The following is a 24,813-nucleotide window of genomic DNA, read 5'->3' as shown; positions in this document are numbered from 1 at the left end:
ACGATCCGGCAGACTATGTAAAAATTTTTCTAAAAGAACCTTCTGATAATTGGATGATAGTTATTCATAGTTTTGCAACAGCCCATTTTTCTATAATTTATACTCTATAGAATCATTAGCATTAAAGTAAAATAAAAGTTCACTATTATAATCTATTATCTTTGCATCAAGCTCATAAACTTCTTTAAACATTTTTTTTGTAAAAATCGTATTCTTATCACCCATATTATAAAGTTTTTTTTGATTAATCAGTATAATATTGTCTGCAAATTTTTCAATCAATTCTATTTGATGTAATATTATAAGCGTAGTTAAATTTAACTTTTTAGTTAAGTCTTTAATAATAGTCAAAATTTCATATTGATTTTTTAAATCAAGTGCGCTTGCCGGTTCATCTAAGAGTAAAACTTTTGGATTAGATATAAGGGCTTGTGCAATTAATATCTTTTGTACCTCTCCTCCGCTTAATCTATTTATCTTTTTCTCTCTAAAGGAACTAATATTTAATAAATCCATAATATCATTTGCATCTTTTATATCCTGCTGGCCTAACCTAAAATTAAGGCTATTCACCTTCCCAAGAATAATTGTTTCAAAAGCAGTAAAATTAGCATCTGTATTTACATTTTGATTTAAATAAGAGATCTTACCCTTAGTTATAATTTCTCCTTTATAAGGAATCAGTCCACTTATCGCATTTAAAATAGATGATTTTCCTGCTCCATTTCTTCCCATAAGCACATTTACTTGACCAGCATTTAGCTTAAAACTTAAGTCCTCTACTACTTTCTTATCATATGATATATTTAAATTTTTAACTTCTAGCATCTCTATCTCCAAAAATTGTAATAAAAATTAATGGTAAGCCCACCAAAGCAGATATAATACCTATAGGTATTATTACACCCGACTTAATTAGTTTTGATAACATTGAAGATATAACAAGAAGCATAGCACCTATAAGAGATGATAGACTTAAATAGTACCTTTGGTCTTCCCCTACCAGTTTTCTAGCAAAGTGAGGAGATATTATACCTATAAAACCTATTATTCCCACAAAAGAAACACTTATAGCAGCTAAGATTGACACCATTATAAACGATTTAATCTTTAATTTTGAAGTATCTATACCCATAGCCTCAGCTCTTGTTTCTCCAAATCTCATAGTCATTAGCTTCCAAGAGTCTCTTAAAGATAAAAATAAAACTATACAAAATACAATAGCTATTATAAGTATTTGCTTATAACTTGTTTTATTTACATTTCCAAATAGCCAAAATACAATAGACGATAGGGTCTCCTCGCTAGCCAAGTATTGTAAAAGTGAAGTCAAAGAATCGAAGAAGAGCTTTACAGCAATACCCGCAAGTATCATATCTTCTGTATTCATTTCTTTTTTCCTAGAAATACGATATACAAATACCATAGATAGCAAAGAAAATCCTATAGAACCAAAAGCTATATATGATAAAGATAAGCCTAAACTTAAAAATAAGCTTGCACCAAATCCTGCAGCAGATGATACTCCCAGTGTAAAGGGATCAGCTAAGGGATTATTTAATATAGTCTGCATAATAGATCCTCCAAGACCTAGGGACAAACCTACTACTAAAGAAGTTAGCACTTCCGGTAATCTAATATCAAATAAAATAGTTTTCTCAGTTTTACTTAAACTAAATAGATTAAGTAATCTAATATTGCTCTCCCCTATTAGTAAATCTACAAAGGCAAGTAAAATAACTGTGATAGCAAAGCTAATAATTTTTTTATTTTTCTCCATATTTATATGACCAGGTTCCTTCTAGATCAGTTGGCATAAACTTATCATAAAATTCTTCCAAATCCTTATCAGGGTCTAAGTTCCTATACACCTCAGGATGAAGAGATTTCGCTATAAATTCATAAGAATAAAAGTCACTCATATCCCTAACTAATTGTTGGCTAATTACATATAACTCACGGTCTTTGATTGCCTTTAGATCACTCCAACCTGGACGATTATTATATAAGTTGATTTTTTCTTCAACATCTTCTTTGCTAGTATCGTAACCCATCTTCATTGAGTGTGGCTTTTCAATCCATTGTGACCCTGTAAGAATAATTTTATCAGGATTTCTTGATAATACATATTCGCTAGATAATGGTAGGGCCTCATCTGATTTTAACGCATCCGAACCTATATTATGACCACCGCAATCTTCTATAATCTTGCCCCACATCTTGTTTGACCCATAGGAATTTCCATATTCTTTCTCACCCTCATAGCCGTGTTCTATATAAACACTAGGTCTCTCACTTTCATCAAATTTATTCTCTAAAATAGGATTTACTTTTGAACTGTAAAAATCTATTAGTTCTTTCAAATTTTTATTTAGTCCAGTAATCTCAGCAATAAGTTTAGTTGAAGCTATATGTTTATCAAAATCTTGTGAATGATAATCAATATAAAAGACCGGAATATCTATCTTTTCTTGGATAGCTTCTATTTGGCTCTTATAGCTAATTGGAGCTATTATTCCATCAGCATCAAGATTTAATATAGATTCATATGAAAAATCATTATCTATAAAATCAGCAACTCTAGGAACCTTCTCTACTTCTGGCATAACTTTTACTAAACGTGTATAAAAATCATTTCTGTCTTTTTTTACACTATCATCCATAGCTGCTATTTTTGATAAAAAGTTATCCTTATCCAAGTACATCATTGTCATAAAAGGACCCCCGGAGCTTGAACCTTGGATAATTACCTTATCAAGAGGTTTTTCAAGACTTATTTCATTACCGTCTAAGTCTGTAACTACTATATTGGGATTTTCTTTATCATCTTTCTTCTTTTCATCATTACTCTTCTTATCTGTAGTAACTTCTTTATTTTGCTCCGTAACTGTTTTTTTAGCATTTTCTTTACTAATATTTTCATTATTTGAGCATCCAGTAAATATTAGTACTAAAGACAAAATCAGTATTTTAAAATATTTCATAAATTCTCTCTTTCATAATATAATTTTTTTAATAAATCAAAGGAAGTTTTAAGTCCTATATTCATAACCTTTGAGAGTTCTTTTGCAGATTCAAACTCAGGATATACATATCTTTCACCTTTATCATCTACAATCTTATATTTGTAATCGACTCCATCATATGTAAGTATCTTTACCTTGCGATCCAATATGTCTCTTTTTATAGGAATCTTTCTTATACCTATACTTGTAGAGTGCTTAAATATTATATCTTCAATATTTTTTTCACTATCTAAATCACAAATTACTGATAGCTTATAAGCCGGCCTATTTTTTTTCATAAATATTGGAGTATAGAATACATCCAAGGCATAATTCATACACTCATCCATCAAAAATCCTAAAATTTCCCCCGTGCTATCGTCTATATTAGTTTCAAGCAATTCTAATGTTTTTTTTTACCAGATTCTATCTCCATAATTCTTAAAATATTAGTATATTTGTCAAAATCTCTATTACCAGCACCTAACCCTATTCTTTTAATTTTAAAGCTATCAAGATTTTCTCCTTTGTCAAAATACCTTACTATAGCTGCTCCAGTTGGTGTTACATGCTCACCCTCTTCATCTAATAATTTTATATTTATACCAGATCCAGCTAATATATTCACAACTGCTGGTACAGGTATTGGCATTTGTCCATGGGCACAATTTTGATAGCCATAACCCTCACTCAGATTAGAAAAATAAATATTTTCTACATCTAAATCATCTAAAAGAACTGCTGTACCAATTATATCAATTATAGAATCCACCGCTCCAACCTCATGAAAGTGAACATCATTTTTATCAATACCATGAGCCTTTGCTTCAGCATCTGCTATAATATCAAAAATCCCTAATGCATTTTCCTTAGCATTATCAGTTATCTCTGCTTTATTGATTAATTCCTCAATATCCTTAAGGTGTCTATGTTCATGACTATGTGAGTGATGGTGATTACTTTCTTTATCATGACTTTCTTTTTTATGTACATGTTTATGGTCGCAATTTTTTAATATAACATCAAAATTATACGCATCTATACCATTCTTAATCTTTCTATTAAATACTAATTCATATCCACCAATACCTAATGAATCAATGGATTTAACTAATTTCTCTTTACTAGCTCCTAAATCAAGTAAAGCTGCTATTGTCATATCTCCTGCTATTCCTGAATTCATCTCAAAATATAAATCCATTTATCTCTCCTCTATCAATCTATTTATTTGGCAAGCATTATATGCTGCACTATAACCATTATCTATATTGACAACGTTTACACCTTCAGCACAAGTATTTAGCATAGTAAGTAATGCTGAAAGACCATTAAAGCTAGCTCCATACCCTACAGATGTAGGTACGGCTATAATCGGTTTATTTACTAACCCACCTATAACAGTTGGCAAGGCCCCTTCCATACCCGCAATAGCTATTATAACATTAGCTTTTGAGATTTCATCTATTTTCGATGTAAGTCTGTGAAGGCCAGATACGCCCACATCATAATATTTACTTACCTTAGCTCCAAAAAATTCTGCTGTAATTCTAGCTTCCTCTGCTACTCTAAGATCTGCTGTTCCTCCAGTACATATTGCAATGTTTCCTATTTTTTCGTTTTGATCATATATTAAAGAAATAATTCTAGATGTCTTATTATAACTTGCTTCAGGAACCAAAGAGACTACTTTTTCAAACTGGCTAAGACTTGCCCTAGTTCCTATAACTGATTCTTTTCTTTCAGAAAAAGCCTTAAATATTTCAGCAAGGGCAAAGTCTTCTTTACCTTCACAAAATATAGTTTCTCCAAATCCCCTACGTTCCTTTCTCTGAAAGTCTAATTTAGCAAAATCTAAATCCTTGTAGTTAAACTCCTTTAAATATAATAGGCCATCATTTATAGATATCTCTTCATTTTTTATCTTTTCTAAAAATTCTTTATTGTTCATATCATAACCACGGATTTACTTCTCTTTTTATATCACTATTTAAAACTTCATCCATAGAACCTGACCTATAACCTTCTAGATCAATATTTATATATTTAAATCCTAAATCTTTAAATTTTTGTACAATTTCTTCTGATCTAGCAAATATTTCTCCGAGACTGTTTCTATCAACTTCTATTCTTGTATTGTCACCATAAATCCTTACTCTATTATCAATAAATCCTAAACTTTCTAGATAATTCTCCGCATTTTCTATCATATCTAATTTATTAAGATCAATTCTAGTATTGTAAGGAAATCTAGTTGCCATGCATGGCTTGGAAGGCTTCTTATGAGTTTCTACACCGAGTTCTTTAGAATATAAACGAACTTCAGACTTACTTAATCCAGCCTCATATAAGGGTGATCTAGTACCCAAATCTTTGAGAGCCTTTATTCCTGGCCTAAATACCTTATAATCATCTAAATTTGTACCGTCTACTACATAGGAAAAGCCTAATTCATCTTTTAATTTAAAACACTTTTCAAATAATCCATTTTTGCAATAATAGCATCTGTACTCTACATTATTTAGTAGTTTTTCATTATCCAAAATACTAATTTTCGTAGCATACAAATCAACATCAAACTTTTTTGCTAAGTGCTTGCATTCTTCAAGCTCATCTTTAGGAGAAAACTCTGTTACAAAAGTCATTGCTACAACGTCATCTCTATTTTTTCTAAGATCAGATGCAAGCTTTAATATAAGAGTACTATCAACTCCTCCGGAAAATGCAAGAACCATTTTCTCCTTTAATAATTCCTTTATTATATTGTTTAGTTTATCTTTTTTAGTTTTATCTAAAGTATTAATCTCATCTATCATAGAAAACCTTTCACCATATTATCCATAAATAAAAAATTATATCTTTTAATTACTATAATTTTAACATAGTTTTATAAAAAATTATAGTTTACCCAAATACAAATAAATGTATTTTAAAACAAAAAAACAGACACAAAATTTAATTTGTGCCTGTTAATAATAAAATATTAGTTTAATTCTTTAGAATTTTCCCATAAACCATGGATATTACAATAGCTTAGTGCATAGAATGTACCTTTTTTATCTGTTTTTAAGATACCTGTTGCACTTGGTACTGATAATAAATCTTCTTCTCCATGAGCATTGAATTCATATGATGTGATTTCTGTTGGGAATTTTGCGCCTTCAGCTTGGAAGAAAACTTTAATCCATGCAATATGGTGTTCTAATGTATTTGGATGTTCAATCTCAGATCCTACTTCTGCAGTAACTTTGATTCTACCATCTTCTAATTTTTCAAATTCTATTTCTGGAACGTGTTTTTCACTATTCCAATCACCAGTTTGTACAGTTTCTGTTAATTTTGTCATATTTGCCTCCAAATTTTGTTAATTAAATATGTACAATATTCTATCTATATACAGTATAACAGGAATTAACTATGAAATCAATTACCAAAGTCTAAATTATCTATAGATTTATTAAATTGTTCACCAGTCTCCATGTTTTTAATAGAAACTTCGTTCTTAGAAACTTCATCTTCTCCAATAATCACTACATAATTAGCATTTATTTTATCTGCATAATTTAACTTCTTTTTAAACTTACCTTTTTCTAAATAGATATCCGCCTGTTTTCCTTCTTCCTTTAATCTTTTCAGAACATCTATAGCATAAAAATTAAACTTGCTATCCATAGGCAATATAAAAATATCAACTTCGCTTTTCTTTTTATCTTCTATTAGACCTAGTTCTTTAAGTTGATAGAAAAGTCTAGTTAAACCTATAGACATTCCCACACCTGGCAATTTTTGCTTAGTAAAATTACTTGCTAAGTTTTCATATCTACCACCTGAGCAAACAGATCCTATAGATTCATATCCATCTATAAAAGTTTCATAAACTGTAGAAGTATAATAATCTAAACCACGAGTGATACTTAAATCAATCTTTATATTCTTATCGCTAACACCAAATTTTACCATATAATCGTATACAGTTTTAAGTTCTTCTAGACCTTTATTATATGAATCTGTATTAGCTAAACCATCCAAGTTTTCTAAAGTTTCACTATTAGATAGATCAGCATTAATAAATTCTATAGTTTTTGAAGACTTTTCTTCTCCTATAATATCATTTAATAAGCTTTTAGTCTTGTCTAAACCAATCTTATCTTTTTTATCAATCGTTCTTAAAACTTCTGTACTATCTTCTATTTCTAAGGATTTAAAAAAACCATTAAGGAGCTTCCTATTATTTATATGAAAGGTAACATTTGGAAAGTCAATTTTTTTGAATGCTTCAAATATTACACGAGCTAATAAAGCATCATTATAAATTGAAAGTTCATTATGACCAATAATATCAATATCCGCTTGATAAAACTCTTTATATCTTCCCTTTTGGTTGCGCTCTCCTCTATAAACTTTACCTACTTGATAGCGTTTGAAAGGAAAATTTAATTCAGAAAAGTGTTCTGAAACATAACGAGCTAGTGGCACTGTCAAATCAAATCTAAGGCTCATATCCTTAGAATCACTAGCTATTTCAAATATTTGTTTTTCTGTCTCTCCTCCACCTTTAGCAAAGAGAACTTCATTTTTTTCTATAACTGGGGTATCAATTGAAGAAAAACCATAGTCTTTAAAAGTTTCTTCAATTGTAGTTTTCATTTCATCTAAAACCTTTTGTTCATCTGGAAGTAATTCCATAACACCAGCAATAGTTGATGGTTTTATAATTTCCATTATTATCTCCTAGATTTCTTATTTTTGTAACATATATATATTTTATGCTAAAGCATAGACTTTTTCATCTTTTCTAGCAAATAATAAACCCATAGCAAGTATTATTATAAACGGAATTAGCCAAGGAAATCCTAATCTATACATTGGTACCCAAGATATTACTTTTGAAATTTCATCAGCCAGTTCTGGCTTTACCATAGATACATATGAAATCATAGATTGACATAAAGAAATAATAGCCACTAAATAAAAACTTATAATTCTAAACTTATTTGTAAAATTAATTTCAAAAATATTATATATTATCATAACCAATACAACTGGATATGCAAAAGTAAGAAGTGGAGATGTAAATTCAATTATTCTATCTACTCCTACCAAAGATAATATAACCGAAATTATTGTTATAAATACAGCTATTAACTTATAAGAAATTTTTCTATCAAAAGTTTTATATAGCATATCAGCTATTGAACTAGTCAATCCCACAGATGTTGTAAAGCAAGCTAAAACTATTATAGCTGCCAATATATATTTGCCAAAACTACCTAAAATAGCATTTGAAATAGCTATTAACAAAGCAACTCTAGATGTCATATAATTAAATCTAATTGAACTAGTGGATCCAAGATAAGTTAAAGATATATAAACTAAAATAAGTCCACAAGCTGCAATTAAAGTAACAGCTATAGTCTTTTTTATTAAATTTTCTTCATATCCCTTATCTAACAATGATTTTATAATTATAGGAGCAAAAGCTATTGCAGCTAGAGCATCCATAGTATTGTATCCTTCAATCAAAGACTTATTAAAGACTTCCCCTTGTGTAATATTAATAGTATTAATCTCACCAATAGGATTAATTATCCCTGCTATAATCATCACTGCTAATACGATCAAAAGAGCAGGAGTTAAATATTTTCCAATAATATCTATAATTTTACTATCTGTTAATATCAAAATAAGGGTGACAGCAAAAAAAGCAATTATAAAAAATATGTAAGGTATAGGTAGGCCTGCTTCTATCATCACTTCAGCACTAGTTGCACCTGTCCTAGGTATACCTCCCAAAGGCCCTAAAGTCATAGCTATTAAAATAATGGTTAAGCTTCCAAGCTTATTACCCGCAAGATTTGTAAACTCCTTTACATTTCCCTTCCTCTTAGCCATGCTTATAACTGAAATACAGGCAAGTCCTGCACCAGTTAAAATAAAGCCAAAACTTGCAACTAACCAAGTCGATCCATATATCTTCCCTAAAAATGGTGGGAAAATCAGATTGCCCGCTCCAAAAAATAGGGAAAATAGAGCAAATCCAACAATTATAATATCCATAGTTTTCTCCTTACAATTAAATATTTATAATTATACTTTAATTTTTATAATTATCTATTAATTGCAAAATAAAATAGAACCTGTATCTACTAGGCTGCATGATGGGTATAATAATCTTATATTAGATTTCTTAGCCTCATTTTTTATAATTTCATAGCTATTAAGTCTTTCGATATTTCCATTAAATAAAAGTGTATTCTCAAAAAATCCACAACATCCTCCTAAAAATCCATTATAGAAACCATCAAGAGGAATACTTTCTTTCTTAAGCAAAACTACTTCTATCTTATTTTTTAATCTCTTATAAATCCCATAATCGCTAGTAAGAATCTTATCACCCATTGGAACAATAGAACATCTAGTATAACCTTGTTTAATATATAGATATTTATAATTATTGTTTTTCATATATGTTTCTATATGGCTTTCCGTATGATCATTATGAATATAATAATCTGAACCTTTATAAATATTATATATGGCATCTTTGGGATAAATATTTCCAACTTCTTGTCCACTTATAATATCTTGATTTTTTATTAATTCTTTATAAAAATCTACCATATTTTTATCTACGACTAAAGATCTATTATCTAACTTAAATATCGTAAGATCTGGATGATCTGCTATTCTAGTATCTAGATTAGGATTATCAATTGTTTCAATCCAAGAAAAATTATTTTTATTTAAAAAGTCTTTGAATTCCAAAGTAGACTTGTGACTTATAATCAGCATAAAAAAGCTCCTAATAAAAAAAGCTCTCATAAAGAGAGCGTATTTTGGAGGCGCCACCCAGATTTGAACTGGGGGTAAAGGTGTTGCAGACCTCTGCCTTACCACTTGGCTATGGCGCCATATATAAATTAATTATTAAAATAACAAATCATTTTCTAATATTATTAAAAAAATCACCTATTAAACAATTATAAAAACTTAATAAGATGATTTACTAGCAAACTAATACTATTATATACTAAAATATATCATAAAAATTATAAATACTGTATATTAATTGGAGCGGATGACGAGATTCGAACTCGCGACCCTCGCCTTGGCAAGGCGATGCTCTACCACTGAGCCACATCCGCACATGTTTTACGGTACTTTTATAGTATACTATATTATTTTTACTTTTTCAAGTTTTTTATAATTAATTTAACTATTATGGTGCCCAGAGGCGGAATCGAACCACCGACACGAGGATTTTCAGTCCTCTGCTCTACCGACTGAGCTATCTGGGCATATTTTACAATTACTTTACCTATTCTAAACCTAAATTTAAAATTTGTCAACATAATATTTTTAAAAGTGACATAATAAATTTAATTAATATATTTTCCTCAAAATATGTTAAAATAGTAAGTAATTATATTGCATACATATAAAATTTAATAATCATATTTTAAAGGAGTTTTATGTTTGAATTTCATGATATGAAATACAAGGACATCCTTTCTATTGATGGGCTAAATATTAATAGAGGGGAAGTAACTTGTATAATAGGTCCAAGTGGTTCTGGTAAGTCTACTTTACTTAGACTTATAAATAAAATGATATCCCCTAGCTCAGGATATATTAGTTTTGATGGTAAAGATATTGCCAATATAGATTCTATTTCTTATAGAAGAAAGATTCCTATGCTTTCTCAAAGTCCTATTATATATTCAGGATCTATAAGAGAAAACCTATTAATTGGTAGAAAATTTCAAAATAAATCAAAGCTAGATGATGATAAATTAGTATCTGCCTTATCTAAAGTAAAACTTAATGTAGATTTATCTGAGTCTATAGATAATTTATCTGGAGGCGAACAGCAGAGGGTTTCTATAGCTCGTCTTATGCTTCTAGATTCTGAAGCCTTTTTATTAGATGAACCATCTTCTGCTTTAGATGATTTAACTGAAGATTTTGTAATAAAAACTATGGTAGATATGGCAAAGGAGAATAAGAAAACAATTATATACGTTACCCACTCTAATTCCATGGCTGATAAGTACTCTGATAGATTAATCAAAATAGTTGATGGGAGGATTTCTAATGACTGATTCTGTTATTAATATAGATAATAAACAACTTTTATTAAGCTATATTTTTGCTATTATTGCTATGATACTAACAAGTGTTAATGGCATTAATCGCAACAAAGATATAATTATTGGAACTATAAGAATGACTGTGCAACTATTTATAGCTGGTTATGTTTTAGTTTATATCTTTGATAGTTCCTCTTTTATTCTTACAATTTTAATACTTGCTGTTATGGAATTTTTTGCTATATTTAATATAATTTCCTCAAAAAAAAGCAAATTTAACAAAAAACTCATAGGATCTATAGCTATTTCTCAAATAATAGGTTCTATATTTTCATTAGCCTTTTTCTTACTAATAGTAATTAGACCACAACCTATTTATAATCCTCAATATCTAGTTCCTCTAGGTGGTATGGTTATTGGTAATTCTATGACTGGCATAAACCTCGCCTTAAATAGTCTAGAATCGTCAATAGAGGATAAGAGAATAAATATAGAGGGTTCTCTAATGCTTGGAGCCACACCTAGGATGGCTATGAATAAGATTATCCAAAGTTCTTTTGATACTGCTATAACACCTACCCTTAACAATATCAAAAATATGGGGATCATATCATTACCTGGTATGATGACAGGTCAAATTTTAGGTGGTGTATCTCCTCTTATTGCGATAAGATATCAAATAACTATTATGACTGCTATAATGAGTTCTGTAACTATATGTGTATTCATATTTTTACGACTAGCCTATAAGAAATTCTTTAATGAGCAAGATCAATTAATTTAATATCTATTTATTAAGTAATTAAAAAGAAACGAGGGTTAATATTGACCTTCGTTTCTTTTATGTAAGTCATAGGGTTGCGAAATTTCTTGTCCTTACATTATTTATATATCCCAATTATAATAAGCTAAGTAAAATTATAGTAAAGTTTTTATAAGTATTATGTAAAAACCACCCAATAGGTGGTTTATCTAATCTAACTCTAATTCTCCTGTGTATAATTGGTAATAAGTTCCATGTTTTTTCATAAGTTGATCATGGTTACCACGTTCTATAATCCTTCCTGACTCCATTACCATAATAACATCTGCGTTTTGAATAGTTGAAAGTCTGTGGGCAATTACTATAGATGTTGATCCTCTCATTAGTTTATCCATAGCTTCAGTAACTTTTATTTCTGTTGCAGTATCTATAGAACTTGTAGCTTCATCTAGTATAAGCATAGGTGGATTAGCTACTGCTGCTCTTGATATTGAAATAAGCTGGTTTTGTCCATCAGATAAGGATGAACCATCTCCGTTTATCTGTGTATCATAAGCTTCAGGCAGTCTATGGATAAATGAATCAGCACCAGAAAGTTTTGAAGCATTTTTTATTTCTTGATCGCTTGCATCAAGTTTACCATATCTAATATTATCTTCTACACTTTCAGTAAATAGGTTTACTTCTTGTAAAACCATACCAAAAGCTTTTCTCAAATGATCCTTTTTAATATCTTTAGTATCTATTCCATCTATTTTAATAGAACCCTTGTCTATTTCATAAAATCTAGTTATTACATTAGTAATAGTAGTTTTTCCAGCACCAGTTGAACCTACAAGTGCTATTTTTTCTCCTGGATTAGCATAGAAAGTTACATCTTTTAAGATTTTATCTTTACCATTATAAGAAAAGTCTACATTCTCAAAGTCAATTCTACCTTCTAACTGTTTATAAAAATCTTTGCCATCTTTTGTCCACTTCCAAGCATAACATCTATCATCTGTGCATTTAATAGGATTGCCATTTTCATCTATCTTAGCATTTATAAGTTCGATGTATCCACTGTCCTTTTCTATTGGCATATCAATAATTTCAAAGATACGGCTTGCACCAGCCATAGCTGAAAATACTGCATTTGCTTGTTGAGAAATATTTGCTATAGGGTTTTGCAATTGTCTAGCATTTGTTAGAAAAGTTGCAAGTACACCTATTGTAAGGTTGCCTTTAATTGCTAGATAGACTCCTATGACTGCAATTATAGCATACATTATATTAATAGAGTTAACTAAAAAAGGCATCATACGTCCTGCATTTACCATAGCTTCTGCCATAGTTGATCTAAGATTTTCACTTTTCTCATCAAATTCTTTTATTATGTCATCTTCTTTATTAAATACCTTGATTACTTTTTGACCTGAGAGCATTTCTTCATCAAAGCCATGCAAAATTGATACGTTTTTTTGTGCTTGTTTAAATAGCTTCCCTGTTTTGGTTACTATATTTTTTAAAACTAAAATCATTGCACCAAGCCCTACTAACATAACTATAGTTAATTTCCATGATAAAGAAAACATTACAATTAATGTCCCAACAAGCATTAGCAATGATCTAACAAGAGTTGGTAACGTGGATGATAATGATTGAGATAAGGTGTCTGTATCATTGGTAAATCTGCTCATAATTTGACCATGTTGGTTATTATCAAAAAAGTTTATAGGCATTTGTTGAATTTTTACAAAAAGATCTTTCCTTATGTTCCTAATGGACCTTTCACCTATTCTTATCATTAATCTAGTGTAAATAAATGTGGTTACAGTTGAAAGTAAATATACAAATCCCATTTTTATAACAGCACTTTTAAGACCAGCAATGTCAGATTTTAGGATATAATTATCAATTATTGGTTGAAGCATTGATAAGCCCAATACTTGGGTAAGAGCTGATACTATAACACAAACAAATACAACTATAACTTGCCATTTTTGCTTAAAAAGATAGGAAAAAAGTTCTTTTAAAGCATGAGTATCAAAGTCTTTACTTTGTTTTTTATCTGAAATTATTATATCTTCAGTTTTTATATCATCTTTTTTATTAGTCATTTTTCCCTCCTTTTTCTTGAATATCGTAAGTTGTTCTATAGATTTCATTTCTTTGATATAGATCTTCTGGTGTTCCTATATCTGATATTTTTCCATCATCTAAAATTATAATCCTATCTGCATGTTCAAATGATGACAGTCTTTGAGAGATAATAATTTGTGTCATCTCACCATCTAAATTATTAAATCCCTCTAATAATTTAGCTTCCGTTTTAGTATCTACAGCACTTGTTGAATTATCTAAGATAAGTATTTTTGGTTTTTTTAATAGAGATCTTGCTATAGTTAGTCTTTGTTTTTGACCCCCAGATACTCCTGACCCTCCTTGACCTAACTTAGATTCATAAGTATCGGTTCTTTCATTTATAAATTCATCAGCTTGAGCTATTTTAGCCATAGCTATAACTTCATCATAAGATGCTTCCTTGTCACCCCATTTTAAGTTTTCTAAAATAGTTCCACTAAATAAAGTATTCTTTTGTAAAACTATAGATACATTGTCTCTTATGGTTTCTAAGTCATATTCTTTGACATCGTGCCCACCAACTCTAAGGCTTCCTTCTGTGATATCATAAAGCCTTGGTATCAATTGAACTAATGTAGACTTAGAGGAACCAGTTGGTCCTAGTATACCAATAACTTCCCCAGATCTTATATGAAGGTCTATATTGGATAATTGATAGGCTTCACTATCTTCCTCATATTTAAAACTGACATTATCAAAGTCAATAGACCCATCTTCTGGTTCTAATCCTTCTACCTTTTGATCATTAGTCATTGATATTTTTCTGGTTAAAACTTCCTTAACCCTTGTAACAGAGGGAGATGAAGCCATAAGCATAGTTACTACCATTGATAGACCTATAAGACTTCCTAAAAGCATCATGGCATACATATTAAAGCTTACAAGATCCCCTACCCCCATATTTCCTTTTATTATTTCTAATCCCCCAAACCAAGCTATAGCAATAAATGTTGCATATAAAATGGCATTAGCTGTGGGAAAAACATAGCTTACAGTTCCTTGGGAACTATCTGATAACTTAAACATCTGTTCATTAGAGTTACTAAACTTATCTATCTCATATTTTTTTCTAACAAAAGCTTTAACTACTCTCATATTATTGAGATTTTCTTCAATAATTAAGTTTAACTTATCATATTGCTTACGAGTTTGCCTAAATTTAGGAATAGCTCTTGAAGTTATTGCAAGTAATACAATAACTAAAATCGGCATTAATATTAGAAATATAATTGATAGCTTAGCACTAGTTCTAAACGCTAATATAAATGCTACTATAGCCATTACAACTGTCTTTATTATAAATCTAGTTGTAAAAAAAGTTGACTGAGCTAAAGCTTGCATATCGCTTGTTAGCCTAGTAAGTAAAGATGGTACACCAAAATATTCAAAATCTTCAAAAGAATAATCTTGTATTTTTCTAAATTGTCTTTTTCTTACATTATCGGTTAGACCTGTAGAGGTTATACCAGCATTTTTGGAGGCTTGAATACCTGTCAGCATTGATAACAAAGATAGCACTATAATTATCAATCCATATTTTAATGCCAGTTCTCCATCTTTTTGATAAATTATTTCATTTAAGATTACTCCCATTATAGCTGGGATTAATAGTTCAAAAACAGTTTCTAAAACTGTCATTACCATAGAAATAATTCTATTTCTCTTATACTGATTTAGATATTGCTTTAAGTATGAAAATGCATGATTAAATTCTTTTAAGCTTTCCATAATTCCTCCTTTTCTAATACATCTATAAAATCATCCATGTCTTTCTTAATAGATTTTATCTTATCTTCTCCTAATTGATCATATATTTTTTTATTAGATATACAGAGAGCTTCAGTAATATTTTCAACCTCTTTTTTCCCGTTATCTGTTAATACTAAGGTCTTAACTCGCTTATCCTTTGTAGATGCTTGCATATAAATCAAATCATTATCCTTAAGATTCATTATTATGCTATTTACAGTTTGCTTAGGCATATTAAGTTTATTAACCAAATCTTTTTGAGTCAAATTTTCGATTCTATCTATATGAAATAAAATAATCGTTTCAATGTTGTTTAGTCCAAAGCTTTCAACCCTCTGCTTATTAAGCCCACTAAGTTTTCTTAAAGAACTAAAAAGATTAAAAAGTTCGCATGATTTTTCGTCCAATTTCAGACCTCCTTGAATAATGACTATATTAATATAGTCTATTATTGGACTTTGTCAAGTTTAAAAAAAGCTTTTTAGTTGTATAATATTAGGGCTAAAGGAGTAATAATGATCGAATATTTAGAAAAACAAAATGTGGATAAAGACCTAATAAATCAACTTGAAATATATAGAAAAGAAAATGGACTTTTTGATAACCAACGAGTTATAGAACCCGAATTTAAATATTATGGTAAGGAGGTTTTGGAAGAGGCAATATCTGCTATCTTAGCTGGTAAAAATATCTTACTGACAGGAGCTAAGGCTACAGGAAAAAACGTCCTCTCATCAAACCTATCCTACCTATTTGCTAGACCTTCTTGGAATGTATCTTTCCACGTTAATACAGATTTTAATTCTTTAATAGGAGCAGATACATTTAAAAATGGAGAAGTTGTCTTTAGGAAAGGCCCTATATATCAAGCAGCTACCAATGGAGGCTTTGCTATTTTAGATGAGATAAATATGGCAAAAAATGAAGCTATCTCTGTTTTACATGCAACTCTTGATCATAGAAGAATAATAGATCTACCAGGATATGAAAAAATCAAGCTAGATCCAAATACCAGATTCATTGCAACTATGAACTACGGTTACGTAGGTACTCGTGAAGTCAATGAAGCACTTGCTTCTAGATTCATGATTATAAGCATGCCAAATATAAGTCGTGAAAATTTAGATAAACTACTTAAAGATACTTATCCTAAACTTAAAGAAAAATATAGAAAAGCTTTTATTGATATGTTTATATCACTTCAATCAAAAAGTGAAAACAATGAAATCTCTACCAAATCTGTGGATTTACGTGGTCTTATGTCTGCAATTGATACTATGCAAATAGGTCTTAATCCATTTGATGCAATTATGATGGGCATAGCAAATAAGTCATTTGATGAATTTGAACGTCAAATAGTAATAGATACAATCAATACAAAAATTCCTGCAAATATTGAAGAGAGTATATTTAATGACTGAACCTTTAAATAAAATCCGAGAATATAATATCATTTGGGATTTTGCAGATAACTATAAATTTACACCCAAAAATACTTATCCTATGGATGAAATTTATAAAAATATTACAACAGGTTTTATAATCAAAACTTTTGATACAAAAATGTTGGATTCTTTTTTTGCTTATCTAAAAGATGAGAATCCATTTTACGAAGATTTTAAATTTATAACTAATTTACTAATTGAAGATATCTCTTATAGAGAGCTTATTAAAGATAATTTAGTCATAAGCAATTTAAGAAAAATTTATGCTAAAAAAATATATAGCAAGTATACTCATAGAGATCCAGATAGTTTAAGCACTCAAATAGAAAAAGCTTACTATGGAAAAGTTTTAGAAAAACCCATAATAGAGGGACCTTTATTTAAATCTATATATAATGAAATTTTTGCTATAAATACTACTGATACTAATACTTTAATTGATAAACTAAATAAAGTTTTTAAATCATATTTTAGATTTGATAGAAAGAAAAAAGATGAAGAACTCTTTGATGAGATGGTCAAAGAAAATAAACCAAAAGATTTCAAATCTGAAGAAGAAATGCCTAGTGAATATAGTGATGAAAATATAGATGAGCAATTTAATATAGGATCAGCAGAATTTACTGGTTCCAATATTTATTTTGAAGATAAAAAAGAAGACACTGGCAAAAATCTCATGTTTTTAAACTCATCTAAAGATGACTATCATTCTTCTAATGAATTTATAGAAGATTTTTTTGGTATGCCTATTATGCCTTTTAAAAAGGTAGAATCTTTAGAAAGAAAATTAGCGAAAGGTATACACACAAATAAACAATTATATTTCACTAGAGGAGAATATAGCAATAAAGCAAATGCTAGATACTATAAAAAAAATCGTAATGAACAATACGAAAAAAATAAATCCTATATAGAGAGTAACTTCTCTATAAATCATAGAAATATAAATGAATTAAGTCTAGCCATTAAAAATTCACTAGCAAACTATGAGGATTATGCTGAAGTCACAAAAAACTACGGAATAATAGATTCAAGTAAGATTTGGAGAGCACCTGTTATTAATGATTACAATGTATTTATCAAAGAAGAAACAGATCATATTAATAAATTCAAGGTAGATTTAATATTAGATGCATCAGCAAGCCAAATAGGTAGACAACACATAGTAGCTAATCAAGCTTATATAATAGCAAAAGCTATGGACGAAGTTAATATTCCTATTAGAATATTAGGCTTTTCCACTTTAAGAGATCATACAATCTTTACATTGTATAGAGACTATACAGAAAAAAACAAAAATTTTGAATTATATAATTTTTTTGCCGCTGGTTCAAATAGAGATGGATTTGCCTTTAAGACTCTACACGAAATTATTGATATAGACGATAACACCCGTCACATAGTTATAGTCTTATCAGATGGAAAACCAAATGATGAGCGAGCTAATATAAATACTGTAAAACTTTTAGATAAAGACCAATATACTGGAAAAACTGCTATAGATGATACAGCATTTGAAATTAGAAATTTAAGGAATGATAATATTTCCGTGTTGGGAGTTTTTACTGGGGAAGATGAAGATGTAGAAAATGCTAAACTGATTTATAATAGAGACTTTGTGAGGATAACAAATCTAGAAAATTTCTCAAAAGTTGTTTCAGTTTTTATGAAAAATCAAATACTTATGTAAAAAGCAGGCTTTTTAACTATAGCCTGCTTCTATTATTTTTATTTTGTTTTTGTCTATTTATCTGATCAATAGTTTTAACATTCTTATTTCCAGCATTAAGATGCTTTTGAGCCTTTCTCTTTCTTAGTCTTTTGTGGTAGAAAGTATTTACAAGTTCCATAACTTCTGGAATCCTAGCAATAAGTATTAAAAATCCATAAACTATTGCTGCTAAAAAAATTGCTATTAAAACTGCAAGTAAATGAGCAAGCTTATCTTCTAACAACTTATACATTCCATTTGCAACTAATCCCATAATAGCAGTTACAATACTTATTTTTATTATCGAAAAGAGAGCAGTTTTAAACTTAAATGAGCCAAAATTATCTCTAAACTTATAAATCATAAGGGCTGATCCCACAATAGTAGATACTACTGTAGCCATAGCCAACCCGTTAATTCCAAAAAATCTAATTAATATAATATTGAATATTACATTAAAAGCCTGTTGAATAACTACTATAACTACTGGAGTTTTAGAATCTCCTACAGCATAAAATCCTCTATCTATAACATCTGATATTGATTGGAATATTACAAATGGTGCATAGGAAATAAGTAGACTAGAAACAGCTATTGTGTCCTCTGCTGTAAAAGCATTTCTTTCAAATACAAGCTCTATAATTGGATGAGCCAAAACTGCCATACCTATTGTAGCTGGAACAACTAATAAAAGAGTAGTAACTACAGAAGAACTTATAGACTTTTTCATAGCATTTATCTTTCCCGATTGCCCTAGTTCTGCAATTTTGGGAAAAAGCGCTGTAGTTACTGAAACTGTAATTACACCAGTTATCAAAGTAAGCATGGTTTTAGCATAAAATAATTTTGAAATAGATGCTTTTCCAAAATATGCTGATGCCATAGAGTTATCTACTATTATAGAAATTTCACCAGCTGCAGATGATATTACTACTGGTATAGCAATAATCATCAATTGTCTTACATATTTATTAGAAAAATCTATTACCTTATTATGATGATATCCTTTATCATGAGCAGCTTTTGGAAATAATATATATTGTAAAATATTTCCTAGCAAAGCTCCTATTATGAGTAAATAAGCATTACCAGTCTTTCCTGTTAGGATTGTAAAGACTATAATAATAACATTCATTATAATTCCAGTTACAGCTGGGTTAAAAAAATCCCCTTTTATATTAAGGTATCCTCTAAAAACTGATGAATATAAATAAGCGTAAACCGCAAACATCATTATTCTTGTATAATTTGCAGCTAAGTTTAAAGTTTCTCCATCTAGATCTGGTGAAAGAATTTTAGAAAATGGTTTAGCAAATATAAGTCCTATAATTATAGCAATTGTTGCAAAAACCATAAGTATATTAAAAATATTAGATGTGAATTTCTCTGCAGACTCTAGTCCTTCTTCGTTTTTTGCTCTATTATATATTGGTATAAATCCGGAAATAATACCTACAGCAACAAAATTTGCTACAACTACTGGTAGAGTATTAGCTGTTGTGTATATAGATTTTAAATCACCTGCCCCAATATATGATGCCATAACAGCTTCTCTAATAAATCCAAAAATCTTAGAAATAACCGTTATAAACATGAGCATTAATGTAGTTTGACCCATAATAACCTCTCTTATTGATATCGTCATTATATTATATCTATAAATTTTATTAAATACAAGTCTAATTTTTAATAAAAAATAGAGAAGCTAAAAGCTTCCCTAAATTTATTAATTATTATTCACTTACCTTAAGTTTTTCATCATCTGGTTTATCTTTATCTGGAATATTAGTATTATCAGCTGGTGACTTGAATACCGATTCTTTAGCAAATGCCTTAACAGCCTTACCAGTCTTATTTCTTGCTACGACTGTACCTGGTCCACCTACGCATCCACCTTCACAAGCCATACCTTCGATAAGCTTACCATCCATTTTACCTAGTTTTGCAAGTTGAGCTAATTTTACGCAATTAGCAAGTCCTTCTGCATTTTCAACATCTACTTTAATACCTGGTCTTATTTCTTGAGCACGTTTTACTACTGCTTGAGCAACGCCACCACTTACTGCATAAGTCCTGCCTGTTTCAGACGCATCCATCATCTGATCTTCTACCTCAATTTCTGATGGCTCTATCCCTTTTGCAAGGAACATTCCTAAAAGTTCTTCAAAAGTTATTACAAAATCAATAACTTCTGCAACATCAGGCTCTAACGCTTCTAACTTCTTAGAAATGCATGGACCTATAAAAGTAATTTTACTATTAGGATCTTTTTTCTTAAGTTGAAGCCCGGTATAAATCATCGGCGTAGATGACTCTGAAATATAATCGTTTATTTCAGGGAATTGCTTTCTAACCATCATCTTCCATGAGAAGCAACAGCTTGTACCCATGAAAGGAATCTTACCTGAAGGAACTTCTTCTAAGTATTCATGAGCTTCATTCATTGTCGTTAAATCTGCACCAAGTCCTACTTCTATAACTTCATCAAATCCTAATTGCTTAATAGCCTCCCTTATTTGTTCAGCTGATACATTTGGTCCAAATTGTCCAGCAAATGAAGGAGCTATAATGGCGTATGTATGATTTTCTGATTGAATAGACTTAATTAATTGATAAATTTCTGATTTATCAGAAATAGCCCCAAAAGGACATGCACTTATACATTTACCACAAGCTACACATTTATCAGAATCAATTTGTGCCCTTCCCAATTCATCTGAATGAATCGCTTTTACACCACAAATAGCTGCACAAGGTCTTTTTTGGTGGTTGATTGCATGATATGGACAAGCTTCTACACACTTACCGCATTTAATACACTTTTCTTGATCGATAATTGCACCATTTGAAGTATAAGTTACTGCATTCTTAGGGCAAACATTTACACAAGGATGTCCTATACATGCCTTACACTGGTCTGTAACAGTAACCTTATTTTCTGGACAAGCTTCACATGCTATCTTCATTACGCTAACTAATGGAGGATTATAAATCCTTCTATTAACGTCCATTTTATCAAGACCTTCAGTAACAGCATCTGTTTTATCAGCTGTTCTTGCATCAAGACCAATACCCATTCTTAGTCTCTCACCCATTACAGCTCTTTCACGAAAAATATTTTCTCTATATCTTGCTTCCTCTCCTGGAATAATCTCATAAACTTCAGTAGCTATATCAGTTATCGGTCTATTTTCGTAGGCAATTTTCGCAATATGCTCAAATGCCATCCTTCTAATATTTATTATATCTATGTACGTATCCTTCATTACAATGCCTCATCTTCTGGAATGAACCCGTTAATTATGTGCTCCATTAAAACCTCTGGTGTGGCTTTTTTATAGTATGTATCATCTATTTTTGCTAATGGAGCAGACTTTTCGGCATCATCCACTTCATTCATTATGTTATCATATTCTATTTCTATTTTAGGAGCTTCGCCTAAATTTTCTAACTTATAAGCGATCTCTAGATCTTTTTTTACGACTTTAGCTGAGTCATATAGGAACTCATTACCTGCAGCAGTACATCTTGCACATGAACAAATTGTAACTTTCATATAATCCTCCTATGGTTTATACTTAAATTGTATCAAATAAATAACTTATAATCAATGATAATTCTTTATCATTGCTTATAAGTCTTTAAAATTTTACCTATCTAGTTCCAGAGGGATCTCTATGATAAATCTTGTTCCCTCATTTAATTTAGATTCTACTTTTATAGAATATCCTAAGTAATTAGCAATATGCTTTACTATAGATAGACCCAATCCAGTAGATTTTTGATTTCTCTTTCTAGATTTATCTACAACATAAAATCTCTCAAAAATTCTTTCGCTATCGGCCTTGGATATACCTATACCTGTATCACTTATTATAAGATAATAATTATTATCTCTTAAATCAAAATCAACATCTATAGATCCATGCGTTTTATTATATTTTATAGCATTTTCATAAATGTTAGATACTAAGTCATAAAATAAAGACTTACTAGTCTTTATTCTATACGATTTAATATTATTAGTAACATTTATAGATTTTTTACTAGCAATTCTCTTATATTTTTCTATAGTAAATCTAACTACTTCATAAATATCAACATCTACAAAATCTTTTTCAAAATTTTTTTCATCTAAGCTTGATATTTTAAGTATATCATCTATTATTTCTAATAGTCTATTACCTTCTTCACATATTATTTCTGCAAATCTATTAACATCATCTTCTTTTGCAATTCCTGTAGCAATTAATTCTGCATAACCATTTATTGAAGTTAGAGGACTTTTTAATTCATGAGTAACATTAGCAGAAAATTCTCTACGCATTTTTTCAGCTTTTCTTTCCTCTGTATTGTCTATAATTATCATAGCGTATGCTTTCTTAGAACTAGTGCTTAAAGGATCAATAAATATTCTTAAATCATATCCATTTATATTTAAATCAATTTTCTTGCTTCTTTTAAGAATGGATGCTTCTCTTAACGCTAGACTATACTCCCTACTTTCTATCAAATTACTAATATTAGCTTCATGATTTATATCAAGAAATCTTTTTGCAGAATTATTAAGAAGTTCGATACTACCTTCACCGTCAAATAAAATAAAACCTTCTTTCATATTTGCTGTTATAGAAGTTATTTCAGATAATCTTGCTTTAAGAGAATCTACCTCCTCGCTTGATTCATTTAGCTTTTTTTCATAACTAGCTAATATAGGAAACAATTCCTCATAGTCTATATTATCTTTTATTTCCTTTAAACTAGAATAGTATAAACCTTTGATATAATAATCTAACTTATCATTAGTTATCCTATCTAATACGAGTTTACTAGTTATAGTCAATAATAAAAAAATCAAAAAAAGAACCCAATTAATCATTGGTATGTATCCATTAACAATAATTAGCGTATCATCATTTTTTATTCTATAACTTTTTCCTAAAGTAAAAAAACTTTTAAAATTAGTTGATTCACTGTATAAACTAGTATCGGAATCAGTAATATATATGTCTTTTTCAGCTTTATGATGATCGTTTATCTTTTTTTCGTCTTTATCGACACTTACAATCTTTAATTGATCATTATTTTCATTCATATCCTCTATAAAATCATCATCTATATCTTGATATAAAAGAAAGCTCAAAGTATTTTTTGCTAAATCACTTTGAGCTTTTTTATTTATTTGATAAGAAATTAAGTTGCTGACTATAAAAGCTATAGCCAATAACATATAGATTACTTTTTCTATATAGGATTTTATAAATTTTCTCATATTTCACCAAATTTATACCCTAAATTTCTCACAGTTTTTATATGTCTTCCCCCACTTAAAAGTTTATTTCTGAGCGAAGCTATATGAACATCTACTGTACGTGTTTCACCTTCATAATCATAACCCCAAATTTTAAGTAGAAAGTCTTCTCTTGTTATTACATTGCCTATATTATTCATAAATAATAGTAGCATTTCGAATTCTTTATAAGTTAAATCTACTAGCTTTCCATCTACCTTTACAGTTCTTTTTCTAGTATTAATAGAAATATTACCATAATTTATATGATCACTATCTTTTTTTACAGATCTTCTTAAGACTGCTTTTACTCTAGAAATTAGCTCAAGGATAGAAAATGGTTTGGTGATATAATCATCTGCTCCCGATTCAAGACCTAATACCTTGTCATACTCTTCAGTCCTAGCTGTAAGTAAAATTATAGGTATATCTGAAAATTCTCTAATTTCTTCCAGTATCTCAAGTCCATCTTTTTCAGGAAGCATAATATCAAGAATTAACAGCTGACCACCTTTTTCTTTTATAATGTCAGTTATATCAAGACCATCTTCAAATGTTTCTACCTCATATCCTTTTTCAGTTAAAGCATAGTCTACTAAATTTCTTATAGACTTATCATCTTCAACTACATAAATCATC

23 protein-coding genes and 3 tRNA genes are annotated in these 24,813 nt (G+C 29.5%); 4 read left to right on the top strand and 22 right to left on the bottom strand.

Annotation, left to right across the window (positions count from 1 at the left end):
• Nucleotides 1-90 precede the first annotated feature (90 nt).
• From ABXG81_RS02205 to ABXG81_RS02140, 14 genes are all read right to left on the bottom strand, one after another.
• Nucleotides 91-828 (bottom strand): ABC transporter ATP-binding protein, encoded by a 738-nt coding sequence (locus ABXG81_RS02205; protein WP_353529007.1) that lies wholly within the window; start codon nucleotides 826-828, stop codon nucleotides 91-93.
• Entirely contained in the window at nucleotides 815-1,780 is a 966-nt protein-coding gene (locus ABXG81_RS02200) for an iron ABC transporter permease (RefSeq protein WP_353529006.1), read from the bottom strand. Before ABXG81_RS02200 ends, ABXG81_RS02205 begins: the two co-directional genes overlap by 14 nt.
• A complete protein-coding gene (locus tag ABXG81_RS02195) occupies nucleotides 1,767-2,984 on the bottom strand; it encodes an ABC transporter substrate-binding protein (RefSeq protein ID WP_316111050.1) in 1,218 nt (405 codons plus the stop codon). Before ABXG81_RS02195 ends, ABXG81_RS02200 begins: the two co-directional genes overlap by 14 nt.
• Nucleotides 2,981-3,358 carry a nickel insertion protein gene (gene larC, locus ABXG81_RS02190; RefSeq protein ID WP_288222806.1) on the bottom strand — a complete coding sequence of 126 codons (378 nt, stop codon included), beginning with the start codon at nucleotides 3,356-3,358 and terminating at the stop codon, nucleotides 2,981-2,983. The genes ABXG81_RS02195 and larC overlap by 4 nt, the downstream gene beginning before the upstream one ends.
• Before the next feature lie 50 nt (nucleotides 3,359-3,408).
• Nucleotides 3,409-4,206: a LarC family nickel insertion protein gene (locus ABXG81_RS02185; protein ID WP_353529005.1), complete on the bottom strand. Its 798-nt coding sequence runs from the start codon at nucleotides 4,204-4,206 to the stop codon at nucleotides 3,409-3,411.
• Entirely contained in the window at nucleotides 4,207-4,953 is a 747-nt protein-coding gene (gene larB / locus ABXG81_RS02180; protein ID WP_316111343.1) for a nickel pincer cofactor biosynthesis protein LarB, read from the bottom strand.
• A gap of 1 nt (nucleotide 4,954) precedes the next feature.
• Nucleotides 4,955-5,818, bottom strand: coding sequence for an ATP-dependent sacrificial sulfur transferase LarE (larE, locus tag ABXG81_RS02175; RefSeq protein ID WP_117521743.1), 864 nt, complete (start codon nucleotides 5,816-5,818; stop codon nucleotides 4,955-4,957).
• A 167-nt stretch (nucleotides 5,819-5,985) separates the two neighbouring features.
• Nucleotides 5,986-6,348, bottom strand: coding sequence for a desulfoferrodoxin family protein (locus ABXG81_RS02170; protein ID WP_117521744.1), 363 nt, complete (start codon nucleotides 6,346-6,348; stop codon nucleotides 5,986-5,988).
• A 77-nt stretch (nucleotides 6,349-6,425) separates the two neighbouring features.
• Complete coding sequence (gene hisS, locus ABXG81_RS02165) at nucleotides 6,426-7,724, bottom strand: histidine--tRNA ligase (RefSeq protein ID WP_117521745.1); 1,299 nt, start codon at nucleotides 7,722-7,724, stop codon at nucleotides 6,426-6,428.
• A gap of 42 nt (nucleotides 7,725-7,766) precedes the next feature.
• Nucleotides 7,767-9,059, bottom strand: a complete 1,293-nt coding sequence (gene brnQ / locus ABXG81_RS02160; RefSeq protein WP_353529004.1) for a branched-chain amino acid transport system II carrier protein — start codon at nucleotides 9,057-9,059, stop codon at nucleotides 7,767-7,769.
• Nucleotides 9,060-9,116: 57 nt separating this feature from the next.
• On the bottom strand, nucleotides 9,117-9,794 hold the full coding sequence (locus tag ABXG81_RS02155) for a DUF6873 family GME fold protein (protein WP_209814055.1): 678 nt from the start codon (nucleotides 9,792-9,794) through the stop codon (nucleotides 9,117-9,119).
• A gap of 45 nt (nucleotides 9,795-9,839) precedes the next feature.
• A tRNA-Cys gene (locus tag ABXG81_RS02150) sits at nucleotides 9,840-9,913 on the bottom strand.
• A gap of 159 nt (nucleotides 9,914-10,072) precedes the next feature.
• A tRNA-Gly gene (locus ABXG81_RS02145) sits at nucleotides 10,073-10,147 on the bottom strand.
• Between the two features lie 77 nt (nucleotides 10,148-10,224).
• Nucleotides 10,225-10,300: transfer RNA gene (locus tag ABXG81_RS02140), tRNA-Phe, on the bottom strand.
• Between the two features lie 174 nt (nucleotides 10,301-10,474).
• Here ABXG81_RS02140 and ABXG81_RS02135 point away from each other — a divergent pair.
• Together ABXG81_RS02135 and fetB are read left to right on the top strand one after the other, a co-directional pair.
• Complete coding sequence (locus ABXG81_RS02135; RefSeq protein ID WP_117521748.1) at nucleotides 10,475-11,104, top strand: ABC transporter ATP-binding protein; 630 nt, start codon at nucleotides 10,475-10,477, stop codon at nucleotides 11,102-11,104.
• A complete protein-coding gene (fetB, locus tag ABXG81_RS02130; RefSeq protein WP_353529003.1) occupies nucleotides 11,097-11,876 on the top strand; it encodes an iron export ABC transporter permease subunit FetB in 780 nt (259 codons plus the stop codon). The genes ABXG81_RS02135 and fetB overlap by 8 nt, the downstream gene beginning before the upstream one ends.
• Nucleotides 11,877-12,064: 188 nt before the next feature.
• On the opposite strand, the gene ABXG81_RS02125 is transcribed toward fetB, so the two are convergent.
• Genes ABXG81_RS02125 through ABXG81_RS02115 form a run of 3 tightly spaced genes read right to left on the bottom strand, consistent with a single transcriptional unit; the run spans nucleotide 12,065 to nucleotide 16,135 of the window.
• Nucleotides 12,065-13,954 carry an ABC transporter ATP-binding protein gene (locus tag ABXG81_RS02125; RefSeq protein ID WP_288222772.1) on the bottom strand — a complete coding sequence of 630 codons (1,890 nt, stop codon included), beginning with the start codon at nucleotides 13,952-13,954 and terminating at the stop codon, nucleotides 12,065-12,067.
• Entirely contained in the window at nucleotides 13,947-15,707 is a 1,761-nt protein-coding gene (locus tag ABXG81_RS02120; protein ID WP_117521751.1) for an ABC transporter ATP-binding protein, read from the bottom strand. The genes ABXG81_RS02125 and ABXG81_RS02120 overlap by 8 nt, the downstream gene beginning before the upstream one ends.
• A complete protein-coding gene (locus ABXG81_RS02115; RefSeq protein WP_181965133.1) occupies nucleotides 15,695-16,135 on the bottom strand; it encodes a MarR family winged helix-turn-helix transcriptional regulator in 441 nt (146 codons plus the stop codon). The genes ABXG81_RS02120 and ABXG81_RS02115 overlap by 13 nt, the downstream gene beginning before the upstream one ends.
• Before the next feature lie 108 nt (nucleotides 16,136-16,243).
• Between ABXG81_RS02115 and ABXG81_RS02110 the strand changes: the two genes are divergently transcribed.
• Together ABXG81_RS02110 and ABXG81_RS02105 are read left to right on the top strand one after the other, a co-directional pair.
• Nucleotides 16,244-17,149 (top strand): AAA family ATPase, encoded by a 906-nt coding sequence (locus ABXG81_RS02110; RefSeq protein ID WP_117521753.1) that lies wholly within the window; start codon nucleotides 16,244-16,246, stop codon nucleotides 17,147-17,149.
• Nucleotides 17,142-18,863, top strand: coding sequence for a hypothetical protein (locus ABXG81_RS02105; RefSeq protein ID WP_353529002.1), 1,722 nt, complete (start codon nucleotides 17,142-17,144; stop codon nucleotides 18,861-18,863). The genes ABXG81_RS02110 and ABXG81_RS02105 overlap by 8 nt, the downstream gene beginning before the upstream one ends.
• 16 nt (nucleotides 18,864-18,879) lie before the next feature.
• Here the strand turns inward: ABXG81_RS02105 and murJ are convergent, their stop codons facing one another.
• The 5 genes from murJ to ABXG81_RS02080 all read right to left on the bottom strand — a co-directional run bounded on the left by murJ (nucleotide 18,880) and on the right by ABXG81_RS02080 (nucleotide 24,812).
• The gene (gene murJ, locus ABXG81_RS02100; RefSeq protein WP_117521755.1) at nucleotides 18,880-20,502 is read right to left on the bottom strand and encodes a murein biosynthesis integral membrane protein MurJ; all 1,623 of its coding nucleotides are present in this window, start codon (nucleotides 20,500-20,502) and stop codon (nucleotides 18,880-18,882) included.
• A 115-nt stretch (nucleotides 20,503-20,617) separates the two neighbouring features.
• Nucleotides 20,618-22,150 carry a 4Fe-4S dicluster domain-containing protein gene (locus ABXG81_RS02095; RefSeq protein ID WP_117521756.1) on the bottom strand — a complete coding sequence of 511 codons (1,533 nt, stop codon included), beginning with the start codon at nucleotides 22,148-22,150 and terminating at the stop codon, nucleotides 20,618-20,620.
• Nucleotides 22,150-22,440: a hypothetical protein gene (locus tag ABXG81_RS02090; RefSeq protein WP_117521757.1), complete on the bottom strand. Its 291-nt coding sequence runs from the start codon at nucleotides 22,438-22,440 to the stop codon at nucleotides 22,150-22,152. The genes ABXG81_RS02095 and ABXG81_RS02090 overlap by 1 nt, the downstream gene beginning before the upstream one ends.
• A gap of 93 nt (nucleotides 22,441-22,533) precedes the next feature.
• Nucleotides 22,534-24,156: an ATP-binding protein gene (locus ABXG81_RS02085; protein ID WP_353529001.1), complete on the bottom strand. Its 1,623-nt coding sequence runs from the start codon at nucleotides 24,154-24,156 to the stop codon at nucleotides 22,534-22,536.
• The gene (locus tag ABXG81_RS02080) at nucleotides 24,153-24,812 is read right to left on the bottom strand and encodes a response regulator transcription factor (RefSeq protein WP_117521759.1); all 660 of its coding nucleotides are present in this window, start codon (nucleotides 24,810-24,812) and stop codon (nucleotides 24,153-24,155) included. The genes ABXG81_RS02085 and ABXG81_RS02080 overlap by 4 nt, the downstream gene beginning before the upstream one ends.
• Nucleotide 24,813: the final 1 nt, after the last annotated feature.

The organism is Anaerococcus nagyae, from assembly GCF_040364225.1.
Lineage (GTDB): Bacteria > Bacillota > Clostridia > Tissierellales > Peptoniphilaceae > Anaerococcus > Anaerococcus nagyae.
This window is presented reverse-complemented; position numbering and strand designations above follow the sequence as displayed.

Bases quoted from the DNA above. Each gene is read 5' to 3' on its own strand.
- ABXG81_RS02205 (WP_353529007.1), bottom strand. From the start codon at position 828: ATGCTAGAAGTTAAAAATTTAAATATATCATATGATAAGAAAGTAGTA.
- ABXG81_RS02200 (WP_353529006.1), bottom strand. From the start codon at position 1,780: ATGGAGAAAAATAAAAAAATTATTAGCTTTGCTATCACAGTTATTTTA.
- ABXG81_RS02195 (WP_316111050.1), bottom strand. From the start codon at position 2,984: ATGAAATATTTTAAAATACTGATTTTGTCTTTAGTACTAATATTTACT.
- ABXG81_RS02185 (WP_353529005.1), bottom strand. From the start codon at position 4,206: ATGGATTTATATTTTGAGATGAATTCAGGAATAGCAGGAGATATGACA.
- larB (WP_316111343.1), bottom strand. From the start codon at position 4,953: ATGAACAATAAAGAATTTTTAGAAAAGATAAAAAATGAAGAGATATCT.
- larE (WP_117521743.1), bottom strand. From the start codon at position 5,818: ATGATAGATGAGATTAATACTTTAGATAAAACTAAAAAAGATAAACTA.
- ABXG81_RS02170 (WP_117521744.1), bottom strand. From the start codon at position 6,348: ATGACAAAATTAACAGAAACTGTACAAACTGGTGATTGGAATAGTGAA.
- hisS (WP_117521745.1), bottom strand. From the start codon at position 7,724: ATGGAAATTATAAAACCATCAACTATTGCTGGTGTTATGGAATTACTT.
- brnQ (WP_353529004.1), bottom strand. From the start codon at position 9,059: ATGGATATTATAATTGTTGGATTTGCTCTATTTTCCCTATTTTTTGGA.
- ABXG81_RS02155 (WP_209814055.1), bottom strand. From the start codon at position 9,794: ATGCTGATTATAAGTCACAAGTCTACTTTGGAATTCAAAGACTTTTTA.
- ABXG81_RS02135 (WP_117521748.1), top strand. From the start codon at position 10,475: ATGTTTGAATTTCATGATATGAAATACAAGGACATCCTTTCTATTGAT.
- fetB (WP_353529003.1), top strand. From the start codon at position 11,097: ATGACTGATTCTGTTATTAATATAGATAATAAACAACTTTTATTAAGC.
- ABXG81_RS02125 (WP_288222772.1), bottom strand. From the start codon at position 13,954: ATGACTAATAAAAAAGATGATATAAAAACTGAAGATATAATAATTTCA.
- ABXG81_RS02120 (WP_117521751.1), bottom strand. From the start codon at position 15,707: ATGGAAAGCTTAAAAGAATTTAATCATGCATTTTCATACTTAAAGCAA.
- ABXG81_RS02110 (WP_117521753.1), top strand. From the start codon at position 16,244: ATGATCGAATATTTAGAAAAACAAAATGTGGATAAAGACCTAATAAAT.
- ABXG81_RS02105 (WP_353529002.1), top strand. From the start codon at position 17,142: ATGACTGAACCTTTAAATAAAATCCGAGAATATAATATCATTTGGGAT.
- murJ (WP_117521755.1), bottom strand. From the start codon at position 20,502: ATGGGTCAAACTACATTAATGCTCATGTTTATAACGGTTATTTCTAAG.
- ABXG81_RS02095 (WP_117521756.1), bottom strand. From the start codon at position 22,150: ATGAAGGATACGTACATAGATATAATAAATATTAGAAGGATGGCATTT.
- ABXG81_RS02090 (WP_117521757.1), bottom strand. From the start codon at position 22,440: ATGAAAGTTACAATTTGTTCATGTGCAAGATGTACTGCTGCAGGTAAT.
- ABXG81_RS02085 (WP_353529001.1), bottom strand. From the start codon at position 24,156: ATGAGAAAATTTATAAAATCCTATATAGAAAAAGTAATCTATATGTTA.
- ABXG81_RS02080 (WP_117521759.1), bottom strand. From the start codon at position 24,812: ATGATTTATGTAGTTGAAGATGATAAGTCTATAAGAAATTTAGTAGAC.